This window comes from Paenibacillus sp. FSL L8-0494, from assembly GCF_038003695.1.
Classification (GTDB): domain Bacteria; phylum Bacillota; class Bacilli; order Paenibacillales; family Paenibacillaceae; genus Paenibacillus_AQ; species Paenibacillus_AQ odorifer.
The window spans coordinates 4,942,502-4,963,719 of sequence record NZ_JBBOPQ010000001.1 but is presented as its reverse complement, the minus strand read 5'-3'; the positions used below and the strand labels follow the sequence as shown (position 1 = coordinate 4,963,719).

General features: G+C 42.0%; 14 protein-coding genes. 11 read left to right on the top strand and 3 right to left on the bottom strand.

Translation table 11 applies throughout. The features are described from left to right. Positions 1 to 237 precede the first annotated feature (237 nt). The 10 genes from pflB (at position 238) to NYE35_RS22515 (ending at position 14,214) form a co-directional block, all read left to right on the top strand. Entirely contained in the window at positions 238 to 2,499 is a 2,262-nt protein-coding gene (gene pflB, locus NYE35_RS22560; protein WP_036682923.1) for a formate C-acetyltransferase, read from the top strand. Between the two features lie 216 nt (positions 2,500 to 2,715). After that, the gene (pflA, locus tag NYE35_RS22555) at positions 2,716 to 3,453 is read left to right on the top strand and encodes a pyruvate formate-lyase-activating protein (RefSeq protein WP_036682920.1); all 738 of its coding nucleotides are present in this window, start codon (positions 2,716 to 2,718) and stop codon (positions 3,451 to 3,453) included. A gap of 437 nt (positions 3,454 to 3,890) precedes the next feature. Continuing rightward, positions 3,891 to 5,297 carry an extracellular solute-binding protein gene (locus NYE35_RS22550; RefSeq protein ID WP_036682919.1) on the top strand — a complete coding sequence of 469 codons (1,407 nt, stop codon included), beginning with the start codon at positions 3,891 to 3,893 and terminating at the stop codon, positions 5,295 to 5,297. Between the two features lie 128 nt (positions 5,298 to 5,425). Further along, the gene (locus NYE35_RS22545) at positions 5,426 to 6,310 is read left to right on the top strand and encodes a carbohydrate ABC transporter permease (protein WP_036682917.1); all 885 of its coding nucleotides are present in this window, start codon (positions 5,426 to 5,428) and stop codon (positions 6,308 to 6,310) included. After that, positions 6,310 to 7,140, top strand: coding sequence for a carbohydrate ABC transporter permease (locus NYE35_RS22540; protein WP_036682912.1), 831 nt, complete (start codon positions 6,310 to 6,312; stop codon positions 7,138 to 7,140). Before NYE35_RS22545 ends, NYE35_RS22540 begins: the two co-directional genes overlap by 1 nt. A 28-nt stretch (positions 7,141 to 7,168) precedes the next feature. Next, on the top strand, positions 7,169 to 9,022 hold the full coding sequence (locus tag NYE35_RS22535) for a cache domain-containing sensor histidine kinase (RefSeq protein ID WP_036682911.1): 1,854 nt from the start codon (positions 7,169 to 7,171) through the stop codon (positions 9,020 to 9,022). Further along, on the top strand, positions 9,000 to 9,791 hold the full coding sequence (locus tag NYE35_RS22530; RefSeq protein WP_036682908.1) for a response regulator transcription factor: 792 nt from the start codon (positions 9,000 to 9,002) through the stop codon (positions 9,789 to 9,791). Before NYE35_RS22535 ends, NYE35_RS22530 begins: the two co-directional genes overlap by 23 nt. 774 nt (positions 9,792 to 10,565) lie before the next feature. Further along, positions 10,566 to 11,543 carry an ABC transporter permease gene (locus NYE35_RS22525; RefSeq protein ID WP_341122070.1) on the top strand — a complete coding sequence of 326 codons (978 nt, stop codon included), beginning with the start codon at positions 10,566 to 10,568 and terminating at the stop codon, positions 11,541 to 11,543. 15 nt (positions 11,544 to 11,558) lie between these two features. Beyond that, positions 11,559 to 12,521: a carbohydrate ABC transporter permease gene (locus tag NYE35_RS22520; RefSeq protein ID WP_235219483.1), complete on the top strand. Its 963-nt coding sequence runs from the start codon at positions 11,559 to 11,561 to the stop codon at positions 12,519 to 12,521. 94 nt (positions 12,522 to 12,615) lie between these two features. Next, positions 12,616 to 14,214 carry an ABC transporter substrate-binding protein gene (locus tag NYE35_RS22515; protein ID WP_038572551.1) on the top strand — a complete coding sequence of 533 codons (1,599 nt, stop codon included), beginning with the start codon at positions 12,616 to 12,618 and terminating at the stop codon, positions 14,212 to 14,214. A 74-nt stretch (positions 14,215 to 14,288) separates the two neighbouring features. Here NYE35_RS22515 and NYE35_RS22510 read toward each other — a convergent pair whose 3' ends face one another. The 3 genes from NYE35_RS22510 to NYE35_RS22500 are packed head-to-tail and all read right to left on the bottom strand — an operon-like array spanning position 14,289 to position 18,617. After that, positions 14,289 to 15,572 carry an ABC transporter substrate-binding protein gene (locus tag NYE35_RS22510; protein WP_076274225.1) on the bottom strand — a complete coding sequence of 428 codons (1,284 nt, stop codon included), beginning with the start codon at positions 15,570 to 15,572 and terminating at the stop codon, positions 14,289 to 14,291. Positions 15,573 to 15,590: 18 nt separating this feature from the next. Then, positions 15,591 to 16,835, bottom strand: a complete 1,245-nt coding sequence (locus NYE35_RS22505) for a response regulator (protein WP_036682902.1) — start codon at positions 16,833 to 16,835, stop codon at positions 15,591 to 15,593. Between the two features lie 12 nt (positions 16,836 to 16,847). Then, positions 16,848 to 18,617, bottom strand: a complete 1,770-nt coding sequence (locus NYE35_RS22500; protein ID WP_036682901.1) for a sensor histidine kinase — start codon at positions 18,615 to 18,617, stop codon at positions 16,848 to 16,850. A gap of 346 nt (positions 18,618 to 18,963) precedes the next feature. Here NYE35_RS22500 and NYE35_RS22495 point away from each other — a divergent pair, with 346 nt between their 5' ends. Next, positions 18,964 to 21,195, top strand: a complete 2,232-nt coding sequence (locus tag NYE35_RS22495; RefSeq protein ID WP_076098634.1) for a stalk domain-containing protein — start codon at positions 18,964 to 18,966, stop codon at positions 21,193 to 21,195. The last annotated feature ends 23 nt before the right edge of the window (positions 21,196 to 21,218 follow it).

The following is a 21,218-nucleotide window of genomic DNA, read 5'->3' as shown; positions in this document are numbered from 1 at the left end:
ATAATAGGATGGTTGTGGACTAGATATAAGTGACAAATATCACCGGAAAGGTGATATTTGTCACAGTCTATTTATAGAAAATAAACTAAAATGTTTATATAAACAACGGTCCCATACATGGAACAATGATTGTGAATTTTCGAACAACCATATCTTTCTTGGGATCACGAGACACGGGATCAACCTTCAAGCCCGCGATCTCTACAAATATTATAAATATAGATGGAGGGATTTAGCATGTCGGTGATTGAAAAAGATGTACAAGAAGTGAAATCCGGTTGGAGAAGTTTTACAAAAGGTAAATGGTCCAGAAAAGTTGACGTTAACAACTTTATCGCAAGTAACATTAAGCCTTATGAAGGAAACGAAGAATTCCTCGTAGGACCTACTAGTAACACAACTGAACTATGGAAGATTATTTCCCAATTGAGCAAGGAAGAAAGAGAAAGAGGCGGCGTATGGGATGTTTCCCTAGATACTGTCTCCACAATCACTTCACATGCTCCAGGCTACATTGACAAAGACAAGGAACAAATTGTAGGCGTACAGACTGACGCTCCTTTCAAACGTTCCATCCAGCCATTTGGCGGGATCAAGATGATGGTTGATGCTACGAAAGCTTATGGCTTCGAGCTTCCACAAAACATCGTTGACATGTTTACGAACATTCGCAAAACGCATAACCAAGGCGTATTTGATGCATATACACCAGACATGAGAGCTGTGCGTAAATCCGGCGTAATTACAGGTCTTCCTGATGCTTACGGCCGCGGACGCATCATCGGCGACTACCGCCGCATTGCTCTATACGGTATTGATTTCCTCATTAAAGACAAAAAACAACAACAAACTGAGCTTGAAGTTGATTCCATGACTGAAGATATCATTCGTTTGCGTGAAGAGCTGTCCGAGCAAATTCGTGCACTTGGCGAATTGAAAGAAATGGCAGCCGCTCATGGAATGGATATTTCCAGACCAGCGACCAACTTCAAAGAAGCTACTCAATGGGTATACTTCGGATATCTGGCAGCAGTTAAAGAGCAAAATGGTGCAGCGATGTCCCTAGGCCGTGTGTCCTCTTTCTTGGACATCTATGCAGAACGCGATATTGCTGAAGGTACTTTGACTGAAGAACAAGTACAAGAAATCGTCGATCATTTCGTAATGAAACTGCGTATCGTGAAATTCTTGCGTACACCTGACTATAATGATCTGTTCTCCGGTGACCCAACATGGGTAACTGAATCCATCGGTGGTATGGCTGAAGACGGAACAACTCGTGTTACCAAGAACAGCTTCCGTTTCTTGAACACCCTGTACAACTTGGGTCCAGCTCCGGAACCAAACTTAACTGTACTGTGGTCCGAAAAATTGCCTGAAGCCTTCAAAAAATATTGTGCTAAGGTTTCCATTGAAACTAGTGCAATTCAGTATGAAAATGACGATGTAATGCGTCCATACTGGGGTGAAGATTATGCGATTGCTTGCTGCGTATCTCCAATGCGTATCGGTAAACAAATGCAGTTCTTCGGCGCTCGTGCCAACCTGGCAAAAGCATTGCTGTATGCTATCAATGGTGGTATAGACGAAAAATCCGGAGCACAAGTTGGACCGGAATTCCCAGCGATCACTTCTGAATATCTGGATTATGACGAAGTAATGAAACGTTTCAAACCGATGATGGAGTGGTTGGCTAAAACTTATGTTAACACTTTGAACATCATTCACTATATGCATGACAAATATTCTTACGAACGTATCGAAATGGCGCTGCATGACCGTGACATTCTGCGTACGATGGCTTGTGGTATTGCTGGGCTGTCCGTTGCAGCTGACTCACTAAGCGCAATTAAATACGCCAAAGTAAAACCTATTCGTAACGAACAAGGTATTGCGATCGACTTCGAAACCGAAGGCGAATTCCCTTGCTACGGTAACAATGACGATGCTGTAGACAGCATCGCAGTAGAATTGGTTGAAACCTTCATGACTATGATCCGTAAAAACAAAACATATCGTGATTCTGTGCCAACTCAATCGGTACTGACCATTACTTCGAATGTAGTGTACGGTAAGAAGACAGGTACTACACCTGACGGACGTAAGAAAGGTGAACCTTTCGCACCGGGTGCTAACCCAATGCACGGACGTGACAAGAAAGGCGCCTTGGCTTCCCTGAACTCTGTAGCTAAACTGCCTTACTCCGATGCACAAGATGGTATCTCTAACACGTTCTCCATCGTACCTAAGGCACTTGGTAAAGACGAGGATTCCCGTAAGTCTAACCTGGTACACATGATGGATGGATACTTCCATAACAACGCTCAGCATTTGAATGTTAACGTATTTAACCGTGAACAGCTGATGGACGCTATGGAGCACCCAGAGAACTATCCACAATTGACTATTCGTGTATCCGGCTATGCAGTTAACTTTATCAAGCTGACTCGCGAACAACAAATGGACGTAATCAACCGTACATTCCACGGTTCGATGTAATTTGTTTCTGTCATGAAGATCTTTGAATTAGTACTACATTGAAATAATTGCAAGGAAGATACCGCCCTTGTCTCAAGGGCGGTAATATCTTGTTTGAGAATTGTTAAAATTTTAAATTTTATAGCCGCGATTTAGGGATATGACAGTCTCAAAGACAGGAAGCTTCATCGTTGAAAGAGGGACTGTTAGTCTGTCGTGGCGAAAGGATGACATCCTATGATTAAAGGTCGCATACACTCTTTGGAAACCTTTGGAACCGTTGATGGACCTGGTATTCGATTTGTCTTGTTTATGCAAGGCTGCTTGCTGAAATGTCAGTATTGCCATAACCCTGATACTTGGGCTTTAGATGAAGGTAAAGAAATGACTCTAGAAGAAGTGCTTTCGGAGATCGAGCCATATATAAACTACTATCGTTCATCCGGTGGCGGGTTAACTGTATCCGGTGGAGAACCAACCTTGCAGGCGCAATTTGTAAAGCAGTTATTCACGGAAGTGAAAAAACGTTGGAATCTGCATACCACATTAGATAGTAATGGCTACAACGAAGGTGACAAGATTAATGACTTATTGGACGTTACAGATTTGGTTATGCTTGATCTGAAGCATATTGATGAAGAAGCGCATATCAAGTTAACCGGTAAATCCAATGATCGAACTTTGAAGCTTGCACGCTGGCTCTCAGACCATAATCGTAAGATGTGGATCCGACATGTGTATGTACCTGGTATTCATGATCGTGAAGAGGATCTCATTAACTTAGGTCGTTATATTGGAACCTTAAATGGCGTCGAGAAATTCGAAATCTTACCTTATCATCAGATGGGTATCTATAAATGGGAAATGCTCGGCAAAGCTTATGAACTGGATGGAGTACCTTCTCCAACAGAAGAAGAAGTGCAACGGGCATATCGCTTGGTAGAAGAAGGTCGTAAGCAAACGGCATTGGTATAATAGATATATATTTTTAAGAGAGACCGTACCCTCAGTGGTTGATCACTGAAGGTGCGGTTTTTTGTTATGAGGAAGTAAAAAGGGAGGGGATAAAGCTCCTCTGAGGGGGTAGTTTTATACTATTCCTAATAAAGACATGCTATAGTTACACGTGGTTAATGGGATGGATAATAAATGAATATGTCAGGTAATGTGACTATTTGGATGTTTCATTAATTGTTTCTAGAGTGAAAACAAAGTTTTGTGATGAGAAAAACAAATAAATTAAGCGATTTAACATTTTTGTGTTATGTAATATAACTTATAATGTAGTTGATTCCGCTTACATTAGAGATTTTTATCCCTATAGTGGATGAATCTTAACCTTACGATAATGAAGTCTGTTTTCTATAATAAGAAGTGTAAAGCACATCAATATATAGGGAGGGTCACAAGAAATGAAAAAAAGTATGACTTTGCTATTGTCCCTGATTTTCGTATCATCAGCTTTACTGACTGGTTGCGGAGGCAACAACAATGAATCTTCTAACAAAGGAGATGGAAACGCTACCGCGACTAATTCAGCCGCTACAAATGCTCCTGCAACAGAAGAACCGGTAAATAACGAGCCATTTGAAATGACGATTCGTCACACTCAAATCGGTGCAGACAAGCAGAAACGTCTGGCTATTCTCGAAGAAGTAGTTAACAAGGTACAAGAGGATGTACCGGGTCTGACCTTTAAACTCGATGGGGTAGATTCAGATGTAAACCGTAAAGAAAAATTGCGTGGTGAAATGGCTGCGGGTAATCCGCCGGAAATCTTCGATCTGTTCGGTAGCCCTGACTCCAAGATCTATGCTAAAGAAGGTAAATTACTTGACCTGACTCCAATTCTTGAGGAACTTGGAATTAAGGATAAATTCTCAAATCTTGATCCTTTCACTTATGAAGGAAAAATCTATGGATTGCCTATCGGTGGTTCTGGTGAAGGCTTCTTCTATAACAAAGAATACTATACAAGCAAGGGCTGGAAGGCTCCAACTACGTTTGCCGAATTGGAACAACAATTGGCTGATATCAAGGCTGATGGAAAAGTACCTTTGGCTGGTGCATCCAAAGCTGGTTGGGTACCACTTATGTTAGCTAACCACTTGTGGTCACGTTATGCAGGTCCAGATGTAACTGCTAAATTTGCAACAGGCGAAGCTAAATGGTCTGATCCAAATGTAGTAAAAGGATTTGCGAAATACAAAGAATGGGTTGATAAAGGCTACTTCAAAAAAGGCGAACTTGGCTTTGAATATGCTGAATACACAACACAATTTACTAGTGGTGAAGCGATCCTGCTGTATGATGGTACTTGGAAATCCTCCGTATTTAAAACTGGCCAATCTGGCGAAGGTTTGATCGGTAAAGTTGGCTTCTTCAATATCCCAGCAGTTGAAGGCGGAGCAGGCGACCAAACTGCATTGATGCGCGATGTGAACAATGGTTATGGTTTCTCTGCATCTGCTGAGAAAGATCCACGTCAATTGGCTGCTGTGAAATCTTTTATTAAAAACTTATTTAATGAAGAAATGCAATTGCGTGGACTTGTTGAAGATGGTGTATTGCCAGCAATGAAGATTGACCAAAACGTATTGAATGAGAATATTACTGATGATCTGATGAGCGAAATCGTAGGTGTACTTAACAACTCACAATCTTCGTTCCCAGCATTTGACTCTCTTGTTCAAGCTGATGTAACTACAGAAATCAGTAACATTCAAATTCAAAAACTGATTGGCGATCAGACGACTCCTGAGAAAATGGGCGAAGCTTTGCAAAAGGTACAAGAAGAAGCAAACGCAGCAGTTGAATAAATAGCTGCAAACTGAATGTACCCTGGTGCTAAATCCAGGGTACATTTTTAAAATCAAAGAAAATATGTGTTTGCACTTGATCTGAAGCATTCACTATTCGCCAGATGTCAAAGCAACCGGAGGTAGTCATGAATAAAGCATTAAGAAATCCAGTGGTATTTTTCCTTTTCGTTCTTCCAGCATTGATATTGTTCACGATGTTTTTCATTTACCCCATTTTCAGTTCTATTTATTACAGTTTTACCAGTTGGAACGGTGTATCGGAGACGGTTAAATCAGCCGGATTAAGTAATTATGAGAAAGCATTAGGAGATGAACGATTCTGGATATCCGTTAAAAACAACGGTTGGTTTATTCTTTTCTCCGTATGTATACAGGTACCGTTGATCGTATTCTTCTCGTTATTGATTTCTAATGTGAAGAAGTTAAAGGGCTTATATAAGACAGCAGTCTTTATGCCTTCCATTATGTCTACAGCGGTTATCGGTATTCTCTGGGGGTTTATCTATGAGCCCAACATTGGACTTTTTAATAAGCTCCTTAGTCTAGTAGGAATTAATCCTATTTACTGGCTGTCAGATGAGAGATTTGCAATGCTTTCTATTTTGTTGACGAATGCTTGGCAGTGGACTGGATTTTATATCGTTATGGTCCTAGCGGCGATTCTAGCTATTCCTGGTGAATTGGATGAAGCTGCAGCCATTGACGGCGCAACCGGATTTCAACGCGCTACCCGTATCACGCTCCCACTAATCGTACCGATCATCTCGGTTGTAATTATGCTATCCATTGCTGGAGCAATGAAAGCGGCGGATATTGTCATCGTTATGACTAAGGGGGGACCTGCAGGTTCAACCGATGTAATGGCAACATACATGATTAAATATGCGATCACGAACTTTAAGTATGGATACGGAAATGCCATCGCTGTCCTGATCTTTGCGTTTACACTGGTGGTTACAGTCCTTTATCAGCTGCTGATTGCACGTCGTACAGAAAGGATTGAATACTGATGCCACGCGCCCTGAAAAAGAGTCTGCCACATATTGCCCTTTTATTCTATTTGTTAGTGATCCTGTTTCCTTTCCTATTCGTATTATTCTCTTCTGTGAAAAAGGATAATAATGAGATTGCGCTTAATCCTTTTGGCATTCCAAAGGAATTCGTCTTCAATAACTACGTCGAAGCTTGGGTAAATGCCAAGATCAGTACTTACTTTTTCAACAGTTTGTACATTTCGATCCTTGCTTCTGTAGTGTCCATTCTGCTTGCGTCTATGTTTGCTTTTGCGGTTACGCGGATGCGTCAGGGGAAATGGAATACTATTTTGTTCTCACTGGTTTTAGTAGGAATGCTCATTCCGAATAATGCTTTAATGCTGCCGATTTATACGATTGTACGTAAGTTAGGAATACTGAACACCCACTGGGCGTTGATCATTCCTTATATCGCCAATGCGATTCCATTTACGATCATTATTTTAGCAGCATTTATGCGAAATTTACCTAGAGAAATAGAAGAAGCTGCGGTCATGGATGGCTTGAAGGCACCGGGTATCTTTGCTAGAATTATTGTACCTCTAACGGTTCCGGCTATGGTTACTGTATTCATTGTTAATTTCCTGGGAAATTGGAACGAGTTCTTGCTAGCTAACTACTTCCTGTCAAATGACGAGCTGCGAACGCTTCCAGTAGGTATGGTCCAATTCCGTGATCAATACCAGATGAACTATGCACAAATGTCAGCCGGTATCGTCTTCAGCGTCCTGCCGGTAATTATCATTTATGCTATTCTGCAGGAGAAGATTATTGAAGGTGTAACAGCGGGCGGCGTAAAAGGATAACTTTATTCTCAGTCAGGAGCACTAGCCGATGAATTTGCGCTATAAATTATTTACGGCATTTTTGGGCCTGATTATCATTCCTTTATTTATTCTAGGCATGCTTATGTTTTTTGTGACTTATAATTCAATTGAGAAAAAGTACAGCCAGCAGTCGGAATACTCACTTAAAGCGATTAGTTACAGTATTTCTAATGTACTAAAAGATATGGATAACGTTACAGACAACGGAATTGCTACCTCGGTATTTCATATGGCCCTTAGTGCAGATGATCCTACCAATCAGGATTTGACTGATGCTGAGCAACTGAATCTGAATGCGAGCCAGCGCAATTTCCGTAGTCTGTTGTTTAATCATCCATCGATCAGTTATGCGTTTTTGTACAATTTTAACGGTAGAGGTAACTCTGAAATCGTGTCGCTTTTTAACAAGGAAAATTTCCGAACGCTACCCTATGATACATTCAAAAAAAGTGATCTGTACCAGGAAGTTATGGACTTGAATGGTGTGCCGAAATGGCTGGCTCCTCACGAGTATCCCGAGCTTACGGGTACTGAACCTGTGTTTACACAAATTCGCTTAGTGAAGGAATTGAGCTTCTTTCAGAACATAGGTATCCTAGTTGTGCAGATCAAGAATTGGGAGTTCGAATCCATATTTCGCAATCTAAAAATTGGGGATAGCAATCAGGATGTTTCCTTTATGCTTGTAAATGATGATGGAATGATTCTTTTTGACCCAGATCAAAAGCTGGATGGACAGGACTTCCAGTCTTTCGCGGATAAAGAGATTACCTTTAAAAAAGGGTTTCAGAGTTTCAAAACAGAGTACAACGGGGAGAAAAGCATTCTTTCCATGTATCACTTGAAGGACTATCCATGGAGTCTGGTATCTGTGACTTCTTGGAATACGTTGTCTCACGAAGTTACAGTATTTGCTCGCTGGTTCGTCGCTGTGATTTTCCTTTGCTTATTGGCAGCTGTGATCTTCAATTTATTTTTTATGAACCGGATTACCGGCGGCATCGCCGTCATTGTTCGTTTTATGCGCCGGGTTGAAGACGGAGATCTGACCACTAGGGTAGAAGTTAAAGGAAATGATGAGTTAACGCTGCTTGCTAAGGGATTTAATGATCTTATGGATAAAATTAATGGGTTATTTAACAGAATTCATGTGGAGCAGCGTCGCAAGAATCAAGCTGAGATGCGTGTTCTGCAGGCACAGATTAAACCACATTTTTTATTCAATACATTAGAATCAATCAATGTTCTCGCTATACAGAATGAAGGTAAAAAAGTTAGTGAGATGGTCTACAGGCTGGCCAGTATTTTGCGAATTAGCATTCAGGATCGGGAAGAGATTACACTGGATGAAGAAGTTAAACATTTACGCAATTATTTGGATATACAAAAATTCCGCTTTGAAGATTTGTTCGAATACGAGATCGATATTCCGAATGAATTGATGAGTTGCGGTATCCTTAAACTCACTTTACAACCGCTTGTAGAGAACAGTATTCAACATGGATTTGAGGGCATTGATTACAAAGGTCATGTTTCTGTGAAAGTTTGGGAGAAGCAGGGGGATTTGATTTTACGTATTGAAGATAATGGTATTGGTATTACACCGTCTCAGTTAGCTATTTTTCAATATATTGTGAATGATCCTGTGGAGCAAGAAGTTAAGGTTGAACGGGATAACCGGATGAATCTTGAACGCAGAGGTCTTGGTATTCGCAGTGTAGCAGATCGCATCCGCATTGAATACGGTGACAGGTACGGAATATTTATCTGTTCTAGTCCAGGTCATGGTACTATTATCCAATGTGTCATACCTAAATACGAGCAGGGGGAAGATCATTATGCTAAAAGTATTATTGGTTGATGACGAAGCCCCAATTCTGAATAATCTGAACAGGGTATTGCCTTGGCAGGAGATGGGGATGGAGGTTGTCGGTATGGCGCGAAGTGGAATGGATGCTTTGCGTATTGCCGAGGAGAAACAGCCTGATCTTGTGTTATGTGACATCCGTATGCCAGTGATGGACGGGTTAACTTTTATCGGTAAGTTGCGGGAGATGGGATTGGATAGCGAGGTGCTGCTTCTTACCGGATATCAGGAGTTTGATTATGCACGGGAAGCGATTCGGCTAGGTGTTAAAGAGTATATTTGTAAGCCGATACATTATGAAGAGCTTGGCAATAAGGTACGGGAGATTGGGGCTAAGATCCGTAGTAAGCAGTTTAAGAATAAACTGTATAATAGCATTCCAATTTTTCAGGAAATCCCTGAAGGTGAAGATGATTCTGGCAAAAAAACACCGGATCAGCTGATGAACCAAGCAGCTAAGTACATCACAGAACATCTCCATTCTGATATTGGGATTGAGGAAGTGGCGAATAAGATCGGGATTAGTGGCAGTTATTTCTGTCTCTTATTTAAGAATCGTTTTGCTATGACTTTCGTGGAATACGTGACCCTACAACGAATTGAAGCTGCGAAGTTTATGCTAACTAACAGCGATAAGAGTATTACGATGATTGGCTCGGGAGTTGGCTATCAGGAGCGGCGTTATTTTACCAAGGTATTTCAGAAGCAGACGGGGATGTCGCCTAAGGAGTATCGCGACCGATGCCGGACCGAAGTGCAGTGAGGTTAGCGTCGCTCTGAGGAATGTTTGTTGCTGAGTGGTGAGGTTAGCGTCGCTCCAAGGAATGTTTGTTGCTGAGTGGCGAGGTTAGTGTCGCTACAAGGAATGTTTGGACTTCCGGTCGCTGTTATCCTCAGATTTCTTGATTAGAAACCGCTATTAGCGGTTGAAATCCGAGGATAAAGGCGAACGCTACGCTCCTACAGTTCCAAACTTCCTCTCCGTTCCTTCTCCCTCACCCCTCTTCGTAGTAGTATAGGGGCCGTCCCACACCTACGGATGTGGGCCTTTCTGAGAACACAAGGGCTGATTGCCTAGTTAATTTAAGACAGGAAGTATCGACCATAAAGTACGAAGATTATCAACCAGCCTTAGCTGTGATGAAGAGAAAAGATTATCGACCAGCCCTTGGCTGTGATGAAGTACAAAGATTATCAACCAGCCCTTGGCTGTGATAAAGTACGAAGATTATCAACCAGCCTTTGGCTGTGATAAAGAGCAAAGATTATCGATCAGTTCTTGGCTGTGATAAATGCGATTAAGGTACATAAGCTATGATTAATTAAATTTTTTGCCTCTATTTAGAGGCTGAAGAGATGGTTTTCCTTGATTTTCGAGGATAATCGTCTCTTTTTTTATAGAAATATAATATGTTCCCTATACTCCCATAAATTATCATATGTTTTAATTAGAGTGTAAGGAGGATACGCAAAACGTTAGGCAAGCAAGAGTATTTGGGACTTAAGAATGGGATGATGGAGAATGGGGGAACCAAAAATGAGTGTGACGAATCCTTCCGTCAGCTTGTCAGAAGTAAAGAAACCAGGCAGGGGAAGAACGCCGAATTTTCTTAGAGTAATGAAGAAATACTGGGTGTTCTATTTGATGATGGTACCTGCGATAGTGATTTTAATCATCAATAACTACATACCGATGTTAGGAACGGTAATTGCATTTAAGGATATCAATTACCAAAAAGGGATTCTGGGTAGTGATTGGGTCGGGTTAGCAAACTTCAAATATTTAATCTCGACGGAGACGGCCTGGATCATTACGAGGAATACGTTATTGTATAATACAGCGTTTATTATACTGACGCTATTTTTTTCGCTAGCTTTCGCAATTATGTTTAACGAAATGCGCAGCAGATGGCTATCGAAATTCCATCAAAGCGCTATGTTTCTCCCTTATTTTCTCTCTTGGGTCGTCGTAAGTTACTTAGTATACGGCTTTCTGAGTGCAGAGCATGGGTTCATGAACAAGACATTACTCCCGTTCTTTGGGGTAGATCCTATCGAATGGTATTCACAGTCTAAATATTGGCCTGGGATTCTTGTAATTGTGAAGATATGGAAAGAGATTGGGTATACAACGGTTATTTATATGGCCGCTATCATTGGAATAGATAATGAATATTATGAGGCGGCACTTATTGATGGTGCTTCTAAATGGAAGCAGATTCGAAAAATCACGCTGCCCCTGATCAGTCCAGTTATTATAGTAATGACGCTGCTGCAGATAGGTAGGATTTTTAACGCAGACTTCGGATTATTCTTTCAGGTTACGAGAAATGCAGGAGCGTTATACTCGACGACGCAGGTTATCGACACTTATGTATATCAGACCTTCCTTGCAATCGGTGATATAGGAATGTCTTCAGCCGCGGGTCTCGTTCAATCTGTTGTAGGATTTCTATTGATTTTCTTGGCGAATCTAGCAGTGCGACGAATCAGTAAAGATGATGCTTTATTTTAAAGGGAGGTGGGAGTGTTGAGCCAGACAGAAACAGCAATAGGGTCGTCACGGCGTACAGGAAAGCGCACAAAACGGCAAAGACAACCCAATGAAATATCTAATATATCTAATTTGCTAATTAATATATTCTTTTGGATATACACAGCGATTTGTGTGGTGCCGCTGATCCTCGTAGTTATTGTATCGTTTTCGGACGAGAATTCCGTTATTCAGAACGGGTACAGCTTTTTTCCTAACAAGTGGGATATTTCTTCTTATGAATTTCTGTTAAAAGATTATTGGCAAATTATCGATGCAGCTTCCGTTTCGTTATTTGTGACTGTGGTGGGCACGATTCTGAGTCTTATCATTATGGCTATGTACGCTTACCCTATCTCACGTGGAGATTTTCCACATCGTAATTTCTTCTCATTTTTTATGTTTTTTACAATGTTGTTTAATGGTGGCCTTGTGCCTTGGTATCTGGTCTACACGCGAATGATGCATATGAAGGATACGTTATGGATTCTAATTATGCCGCTGCTGGTTTCTGCTTTCTTTGTTATCATCTTACGGACCTTTTTTGCCAATACCATACCACCAGCTTTAATCGAATCTGCTAAGATCGATGGGGCACCAGAATTCCGGATCTTCGTTCAAATTATTTTGCCTTTGTCTATGCCAGTGTTAGCTACAGTAGGTTTGTTTCAGACCCTGGCCTATTGGAATGATTGGTACCTTAGTTTGATCTTTATCTCACCCGAAGGTCATGTCAATTTACAATACCTAATGTATAAGACGATGCTGAATGTTCAGTTCCTGACTGCAAGTCCTCAGGCGATGGCTGCCTTAGCTGCACAAGGTGTAGAGATCAATATTCCGACAGAAACGGTAAGAATGGCGATGGCTGTTATTGGTATTGGACCTATCGTGTTTGTATATTCCTTCTTCCAGAAGTATTTTATTAAAGGGCTTACCGTGGGTGCTGTCAAAGGTTAAGGACGATTGTCATGGCTTAATTCGGCCGCTTTATGCTAAGGTGTGAACGGCCGATTCAGCATATATAAATATTTTGAGGGAGGTTATGGTGTATATGAAAGCTGTTAGAAAAAGCGCACTAATGACACTATTGCTAACGATGGTACTGAGTCTTAGTTTAGCAGGCTGCGGTGGGAATAACGGGAATAATGAAGCAGCTTCACCTGCTCCAAGTGAAAATGCAACCGCTACCAATGCTGCTGCTACGGATGAGCCGGCTGCAGATCCTACTGCCGAACCGGCAAAAGAATTGGAGCCTTATACCGTCAAGTTAATCTATGTCGGTGCAGTGCAAAAGGATGAAAAAGCAGTAGAAGATGAAATCAATAAGTTATTGGAACCTAAAATCAACGCCAAATTGGATATCGCACCGATCGATTGGGGTCCATGGGACAATGATGTCAATCTGAAAATTGCGAGTCAGGAAAAATTCGATATCATCTTTACAGCTCAATGGAAGAACTACGTAACGAATGCAGCTAAAGGCGCTTATCTCCCGATTAATGACGATAGCGGTAAATATGGTAATCTCCTAAATGAATACGGCCAAGGGATTCTAAAAAATCTGGATCCACAATTCTTAAAAGGTTCAGCGATCAATGGTGTGAATTATGCTGTTCCTACAAACAAGGAGCTGGCTGCACAAGGTGGGGTTGTCTATCGCTCCGATATTGCGGATGAACTGGGCATCGATATGTCGAATGTGAAATCCATTCAAGATCTGGATGCAGTTCTCAAAGTAGTGAAGGAGAAAAGACCTGACCTGACTCCATTGTATTTCAAACAAGGTGAGACCTTTAACTCACAGTACATGGCACAATACGATACCCTTGGTGATGCTGCCATTCCTGGTGTTCTGCTTAAAGATTCCTCAGATACTAAGATTCAATCGATGATTGAGATGGATCGTTATAAAGAAATCATTAAACTTACTCGTGAGTATATGAAAAAGGGTTACATTAACAAAGACGCCGCAGTTGCTACGAATTCGACTCAGGATGCAATGAAGGCTGGCAATGTCTTTATGACAGTGCAATCGCTTAAACCAGGTAAAGATAGTGAGCTGGCGAATGCTACCGGCTTGGTTGGCAAGCTGAAACAAATTGCATTCAATGATCCAACGATTTCTACAAGTGATGCTGCTGGATCTATGCTTGCGATCTCTGCTTCCTCTGGTGATCCGGCCCGGGCTATGATGGTGCTAGATATTCTGCACACAGATAAAGATATCAACAATCTGCTTGTTTTCGGTATAAAAGGTGTGCACTATGAAGTCGTAAGTGGTGATACGATCAAAGCTACAGATAAAACAGCTGATTATAATACGGCTGCAGCTTGGATGCTTGGAAGTCAATTCCTGAACCCCGTGTGGGAAAGTGAAGCTCCAGACAAATGGGAACAATTCAAAGCCTTTAACTCTAAAGGTAAAGCTTCTGTAGCGCTTGGTTTCAACTTCGACGCCTCCGCGATGAAGACTGAAATGGCTGCTTGTAAAGCTGTAATGGATGAATACGACATCAGTTTGGATACGGGTTCTGTTGATCCTGATACCGTACTGACTAAGTATGCTGATAAGCTGAAAAAGGCAGGGCTCGATAAGATTATTGCAGAGAAACAAAAACAGCTGGATGCTTTCCTGGCTGCGCAAAAATAAAGCGAAAATGATTTAAAAAAAGGCTCTCCCCAGCAGGCTAATTTAGCCGGGGAGAGCCTTTTTTATGATATTACTTAGCGGAAGGAGCTGTCTATTTGCTTTGCGGCTTGAACAGCAAGGGTCCAAGCCAGTTCAGGAGCTAGCTCGCCTTTTTCAGCTTTGGTCAAGTATTCGAGCATGCTTGTCTCCACGTCAGCGTGATGAGGGCCGTAATAGGTCGGAATTACTGCTTTTGCTGCTGACGAAAGGGTCAGACCAAGCTCTGAATTAGGAAAATAAGGATCATGCAGATCGTGGATCTCTGGGTCATCATAGATTTCGGGGGTGGAAGGGAAAGCCCCTTGTACCTTGAAAGAAACCAATTGCTGCGTTGGTTCGGTTAGCCATTTAATAAGAGCAAAGGATTCATCAGGATGATTACCTGTCTTTGGTAAGGTCAGAACGGAGCCTCCGCGATTAGCGCTGTTTTCTGGGATTTGTGTTACATTCCATAAACCGCTGGCAGTTGGAGCACTGCTCTTGATATGACCAATCATCCAAGCCGGACAGAGCATGACTGCAAAATCTCCGTTGAGCAGGCCTGCACCCCAGCGTTGCGTATCCACTGCAATACTGGCGGACAGATTTAGCTTAAGGGCTTGAATTGAGAAGTCCCAGGCTCGTTTGACCGCTGGATTATTGTCGAGGATCAATTCTTGCGTTGTGGGACTGTAATATTGAAGCTTGGACTGACGTAGAAGGGTGAGATAGAGGTTCTCCAAGTCATTTACAAAAGCTTTTCCTGTTCTCTCCTGTACTTTGGTGCCCGCTTCAAGGAATTGCTCCCAAGTTTGGATTTCTTTAGCCACTTCCTCTGGTTTAGTAGGGAGACCTGATAATGCGAATATATCCGTTCGATATAACATGGCATAGGGTCCAATTTCCGTTGGTAATCCGAAAATAAAATCATTACCCAGCACCTCCTGCCACTTCCAATTCAGAAATTGGTCCTTCAGATTGTCAGCTTCAAAAGTTTTTAGGTTATAAAAATAATCAGGGAACTGTTTGAAGCGATCCAAATAGCTAATATCAATGGCAGCCACGTCCGGGGAACTATAACCTGCTGCGAATGAAGTCTGTAGCTTGGCTGGAAGCTGCGTGGAGGTGGAGGTTTGAATATGAATCTCTAGCTCGGGATGTTGAGATTGATATTGGTCAATGAGCGACTCAAGACCTGATCCGGCAGTGAGCCAGATGTTCAGCTGTATCGGGTCTTGTAAAGCGGTATCTTCCTTGGAAGGGGAGAGCTGACAACCACTTGTATTAAGTAATAAGCCAAATGTTAATAGGACAGTAATCAACTTACCATTTACATTCAAGAGAAACACACCTCTACTTTATTTGTTGTGCTTCTGAAATTCCTGAGGAGTCATCCCCATGTATTTCTTAAAAATAAGGCTGAAATACGCAGGATCCTTAAAGCCTACTAATTCGCTAACCTCATACACCTTGAGAGTAACATTCTCTAATAATTCAGTAGCTTTTTGAATACGAAGTTTGGTAAGGAAGCTAGAGAAAGGTTCCCCTACATCATCTTTAAACAATCGGCCGAGATAGGTAGGATTCATATACAGTTCATCTGCGATCATTTTGAGGGAGAGATTCTCTTGGAGCCGGGAATTCATAACCTCAATCATCATAGAGATTACCCTGCGCGTTGCCTTTACTTGTAATTGTTCAGCGAGCTGTGGAGAAGCCGAATGTATGGTGAGGTCTCTGAAAAAGATAACGGATGGCGTACTCTCTTTTTTGACCTGCTGACAAGCTTCCAGACTCTCGTGATAGGCGGTCGCGAGTGCCCCCAATTGATAGTGAGGATTGGAGACCCCTGCACAGAATGGCGATTTCAGAATACCCGATAGCTTATGCAACAGCTCTTGTGTCAATACCTCATCCACGCCGTTAGGCTGCTCAAGAGGATAGAATAATAGCATGATGGCTTCCTGCTCCTCTTGAATACCAACAACATTGGCGTACAGCGCAAAACATTCTTCTAATATATTAACGACCGCTGCATACATGGCTTGTTCCGACCAGTTCTGCGGCATGCCTACTCCAAGATGGTTTACGGTTATGACTACAAAGGAATGAAAAGGAGGAATAAGTTGTTCTTCAAAATAGGGTAACGGGATGCCGTAAAGAAGATCAGATAAGCGTTTCTCCCGAAGGTTTTTTTCTCTCAGCTGCGTTAATTGCCTCTGCTGTTTCTTCAATTGAAGACGTTCATATACGCCTGTTGCGACTTCAAGAATATGTTCTACTGAATTTGGTTTAACCAAATATTCCTTTACACCATAACGGATGGCTTGACTAGCATAGGTGAAATCCTGATAACCTGTGAGCAGCACGGTTTCAGTGTCTGGATAACATTCATGGATATGCTTTGCAAGTTCCAGTCCATCCATGCCGGGCATTCGTATATCGGATATCACCAGATCAACCATATGCTCTTTTAACAGTTGCACAGCTTCTAAACCGTTCTCTGCCGAGCCAATAATGCTAAAGTTATGATTCGCACTTCCCAGCATTTCTGACAGAGAACGGCGAACAAAACTTTCGTCGTCCACGATTAACACATTCATCGTTGTGCCTCCTTAACTTTGATCATACTGTAATGGAACAGTGACTTTCACAAATAAGCCACCAAGCTCGCTTGTTGATAGCTGTAGACCAAATTCCTGTCCGTAGATCAGCTCTATGCGATGATTTAGATTGGATAGTCCAATTCCGGTATGAAGCAGCTTCTCCGGATTAACCTCACCGCCGACTAATGCGTCTGCCATACTTTCCTCGCTCATGCCGTCCCCGTTGTCTTCTACAGTTAACACCAGAGATGTTCCTTCACTATAGGCACGTATGCGAATTAGCCATACTTCCCGAAGTGTGGGTTCAAGTCCATGAGTAATGGCATTTTCGACAAGTGGCTGAAGGGTTAATTTCATAAGCTGGCCATTCATAACTTCAGGATTTACAAAAAGATCAATCTGCAATTTGTCCTCGTAGCGCAGCTTTTGGAGAAAAATGAATCGTTCTAATTGCTTTAAGTCCTCCTCAACTGTAACGAATTCGGATCCGCGGTCAATACTATAGCGGAGCAGGTCACTTAGAGCGAGTACCATTTGGGACTCTTCCTGCATGCGTTTGTTGGCGAGCGACCAATAGATTGTATTCAAAGTGTTATAAAGGAAATGCGGGCGGAATTGCGCTTTGAGTGCTACGATCTGAGCTTGCTTTTCACTGATCTGCTTGCTGGATAGGTCAGCGATAGTATGATCCAAGTTTTGGAGCATCGAATTATAGCTTGAATAAAGGATAGCCATTTCTTTGTTCATGGTTGTTTTTACAAAAGGTAAAGTAGTTCCCCGTTCGACATTGCTCAGCTTGGTTGCCAGATTACGAAGGGGCTTGGATAGGGTCCAAGAGAAAAAGAAAGTGAATAGTAGGGCAGCACCCATCCCCAGCAGGCCAATTAAAATAATATTCCGGCGAATCGTATTTAAATCTTTGACAGCGTCTTTAGAATCAATGTAAGCAAAAACGCTCCACTCGCTATAGTCGGAATAGGCATAGGATACGAATAGATTGCGTGAGTTTATTTTTTGTGGAATGATTCTGGCTTTATGATTGCTGAATTGTTTTAGAAGCCCGTCGTTCATATAGAGTCCAATTTCTTTTGGATCTGTGGAATAGACAATGGTATTAAATGAATCAACAACTTGGATTTTCTCATTTTTGCCGAGGTGAAATTGGCTGACAGCGTTATGGATAACCTCGACAGGGAGGACAAGAAATAGGGTTCCTAACCGGTTTAGATCATTCCAATCATTAATTTGTCTGGCTCCCATCACCACAGGGATATTACCGTTCTGCCATACATCTACACCGAACCAGACCATTCGGCCTTTATTCTGTGCTATAGCCGGAAACCAATAAGCATCACGGATTTCCTTTTCGCTGTCCCAGATGACCTTTAAGGAACTGCTGTTGGTATACACCTGATCATCGGACAGCCCGAGCAGCTTGAACTGGATGTCAGAGTTTATGGAACGTGTCTGTTGATCTATGTAACGAGTAATTTCCATGGCGTCTGTACGAGGTGAACGTGACAACGCTAAGTCTCCCAAGGTTTCTTGAATCAAGGGACTGAACATGATCGTAGAAGAAAGCTTATCGTTATCCTGAAGAATTGCGTCCATTTTACCTTGAAGTTGCTTGACGGATTCCAGGATATATTGGTTGGAGCGGTTTAAAACAGCTTGAGAGGAAGAGCGGTAGGACAAAAAAATGGTGAATCCTACGATGGTGAAGATGATTAGAGAGAAGCCCATGATTAATTGAACGAGGATGGAGATTTTTTTGGACATGTTATCCCTCGCATGTAAAAGATATTCTTCCATACATTGTAACAAAAGCAAATGAAAGCGAATATAGTCAGACGAAAAATAAACATATTTATAGAAAAAATCTCATTTTTTTCAGGGGAAACAGGGTGGTTGTCCAACTTTATTTAATACAGCGTTAATCTTTCTTTACTTAATAATGAAACTTTTTATGGTGGCATGCGTCTAATACTATGTTTGTTATGACGATCGTGGCAAAAGCTTTTTGCCGCCCTATCGTGGGTGGTAGCATTTTGCGGGGAATATAAGAGGAGTATGAAAAAGACAGAGTCCTACTTATATTTACAAATAGGAGCAGAGGAGTTATATCATGGATTTGAAAAAGTTAACGTTAGTTGCTGTTTTGGCTGTATCTCAGGCCGCCTCGGCAGTGCCGGCTTTTGCTGAAGCTGTCAATAATACCCCAAGTAATACTACTGTAATAGGGACAGTTGTTTCAGCTGCGCCGGAGGTAATGCCAGAATCTACCGATCCATTGCCGCCATTGCCGACGGAGACGCCAGGAGGAGTAGTGTCACCAACACCAACTCCTATTCCTGCAGAGACAGTTGATCCTACGACTACTGTTGAACCTACAGCAACAATTGAACCTACTGCAACACCGCTTCCAACTGCAACACCTGGAGTTACTACAGAACCTACTACAACAACAGATGGTGCTCGTGCTGCGGCTAGCAATCAGCTTATCCTTATGATGAACAGCAACAAAATGTATCAGAACGGCCAGGAATATTTAGCTAATCAGCCTATGGCAGTGAAAAACGGCGTGTCCTACGTTTCGATCCGGGCTATGGTAGAACGTGTAGGCGTGAAATACGTTTATGATTATAAAACGAAAGAAACCATTGTTACCAAGGGAAGCGACGTTATGCGCTTTAAGACCGACAGCAAGGTCTATACAGTTAATGGTGAAAAGAAGACAATGAAAGGTCCAGCTTACCAATACAAGGGTACTTTCATGGTTCCATTGACATCCATAACTGGGGCACTGGGCATTCCTTACACCGTTGATAATGTACAAAAGCGGGTAATCCTTACATTAAACAACAAACCTAAAGCTTCTTTCACAGTGCCAACTGAAATTTACGCCGGCGAACCAGTGACCTTCGTTACCTCCAGCTCGTCACCAAATGGTGTAGCTATTGTGGATGAAAGCTGGGGAGGTAATAAGCAGGATATCTATGATCAACCAGGATATTATGTAGTAACCTATTCCGTAATGGATGCGAATCAACAGTGGAGTGATCCTTACTCCATGACCATCACAGTGCTTAAACCTAATACACCTCCAGTTGCTAATTTCACTACAGACAAGGATTCATATAAGATGGGTGAAATGATTACTTATACCGATCTAAGTAACGATCCTGATGGTGATGAAATTACCGTAACTTGGACGAACAAAGCAGAAGCTTTCTTTACTCCGGGTCCAGCGACAATTGCTGTCCAAGTAAAAGATTCACATGGCGCGATCAGTACCTTTGAGAAAACCGTTAATATTTCGGATGAAATCTTGTACAGTAAAGAAGATTTCAACAGATTATTTGCATCTCCGGGCAGTGTGTTTAGCATCGATGGATCGATGGTTCCTACTTGGCAGCAAGTAGCTTATAATCTTTCTTCCGAGCCTTATAAACTAATTCGCAGCAACAGCCCAGAAACGGTGTATACAGAAGGTGTTACTTACCGTGAGACTTCATTAGGTAAAACCCGCTTCTTGATTCACCATAAGAATAACCTGAATATTAAAGCTAAAGTGTATGTGATTGCTACGAATAACAATCTTTACCCAACTACGCTTACAACAGAATATGTTGGCTTTGCAGGCCCAAGCACATATCCTGAAGGTACAGGTAAAATGTCTGTAGAACGTTATTGGAAATCTATGCTTACAAATGAGCATTATAAAACGATTGTTCTGCAACCCGGGGAAAGCGTCTCAATTCTGACGGATCTAAACCAAATTGCGATGAAACCAAGTGAAATTGTTTCACTGCAAGCGGACTTATTTAGTGATTATCCAATCGATTATAATGTCATGTTAATTGATGCGAATAAAGATCCACTGACTACACTTCCAACACTTCCAGTTCTGGATCGAGACGGAGTGCATAATCGGGGAACTTACGAAGATTCTACTCGTATTATCACGGTTACCGATGAGGTAGGAAAAACCCCTGCAAAACTTCTGCTAGGCGATAATTCCAGTGATAAGAACCTGGCTGGCGTAGACCCAATGGCAGGTACGGAAGCATCCAATGCCGGTAATTTCGGGGTATTATACAAGATCAGATTCGAAAATGTTGCACCAAACTCCTTGATTACGTTTAATCCACGTGGCGGTAACTATATGGGGCCGGTTATGGTTAATAATCAAATCGTGCATATGCCAAGCGTGGGAAGTCTTGCTAATGCTGATATGAACAGTGTGGTTTATCGTAGTGGTGAGTATGGCGGCAGTGTGGAGATTTTGTTCACAGCAGCTTCAGGCAGTAACTTGCCGGTCAATTTCCTCATCACTCCACTTCCAGCAAAGAAATAACAAATAGGAATATCCCTATAAGC

Bases quoted from the DNA above. Each gene is read 5' to 3' on its own strand.
- pflB (WP_036682923.1), top strand. From the start codon at position 238: ATGTCGGTGATTGAAAAAGATGTACAAGAAGTGAAATCCGGTTGGAGA.
- pflA (WP_036682920.1), top strand. From the start codon at position 2,716: ATGATTAAAGGTCGCATACACTCTTTGGAAACCTTTGGAACCGTTGAT.
- NYE35_RS22550 (WP_036682919.1), top strand. From the start codon at position 3,891: ATGAAAAAAAGTATGACTTTGCTATTGTCCCTGATTTTCGTATCATCA.
- NYE35_RS22545 (WP_036682917.1), top strand. From the start codon at position 5,426: ATGAATAAAGCATTAAGAAATCCAGTGGTATTTTTCCTTTTCGTTCTT.
- NYE35_RS22540 (WP_036682912.1), top strand. From the start codon at position 6,310: ATGCCACGCGCCCTGAAAAAGAGTCTGCCACATATTGCCCTTTTATTC.
- NYE35_RS22535 (WP_036682911.1), top strand. From the start codon at position 7,169: ATGAATTTGCGCTATAAATTATTTACGGCATTTTTGGGCCTGATTATC.
- NYE35_RS22530 (WP_036682908.1), top strand. From the start codon at position 9,000: ATGCTAAAAGTATTATTGGTTGATGACGAAGCCCCAATTCTGAATAAT.
- NYE35_RS22525 (WP_341122070.1), top strand. From the start codon at position 10,566: ATGAGTGTGACGAATCCTTCCGTCAGCTTGTCAGAAGTAAAGAAACCA.
- NYE35_RS22515 (WP_038572551.1), top strand. From the start codon at position 12,616: ATGAAAGCTGTTAGAAAAAGCGCACTAATGACACTATTGCTAACGATG.
- NYE35_RS22505 (WP_036682902.1), bottom strand. From the start codon at position 16,835: ATGAATGTGTTAATCGTGGACGACGAAAGTTTTGTTCGCCGTTCTCTG.
- NYE35_RS22500 (WP_036682901.1), bottom strand. From the start codon at position 18,617: ATGTCCAAAAAAATCTCCATCCTCGTTCAATTAATCATGGGCTTCTCT.
- NYE35_RS22495 (WP_076098634.1), top strand. From the start codon at position 18,964: ATGGATTTGAAAAAGTTAACGTTAGTTGCTGTTTTGGCTGTATCTCAG.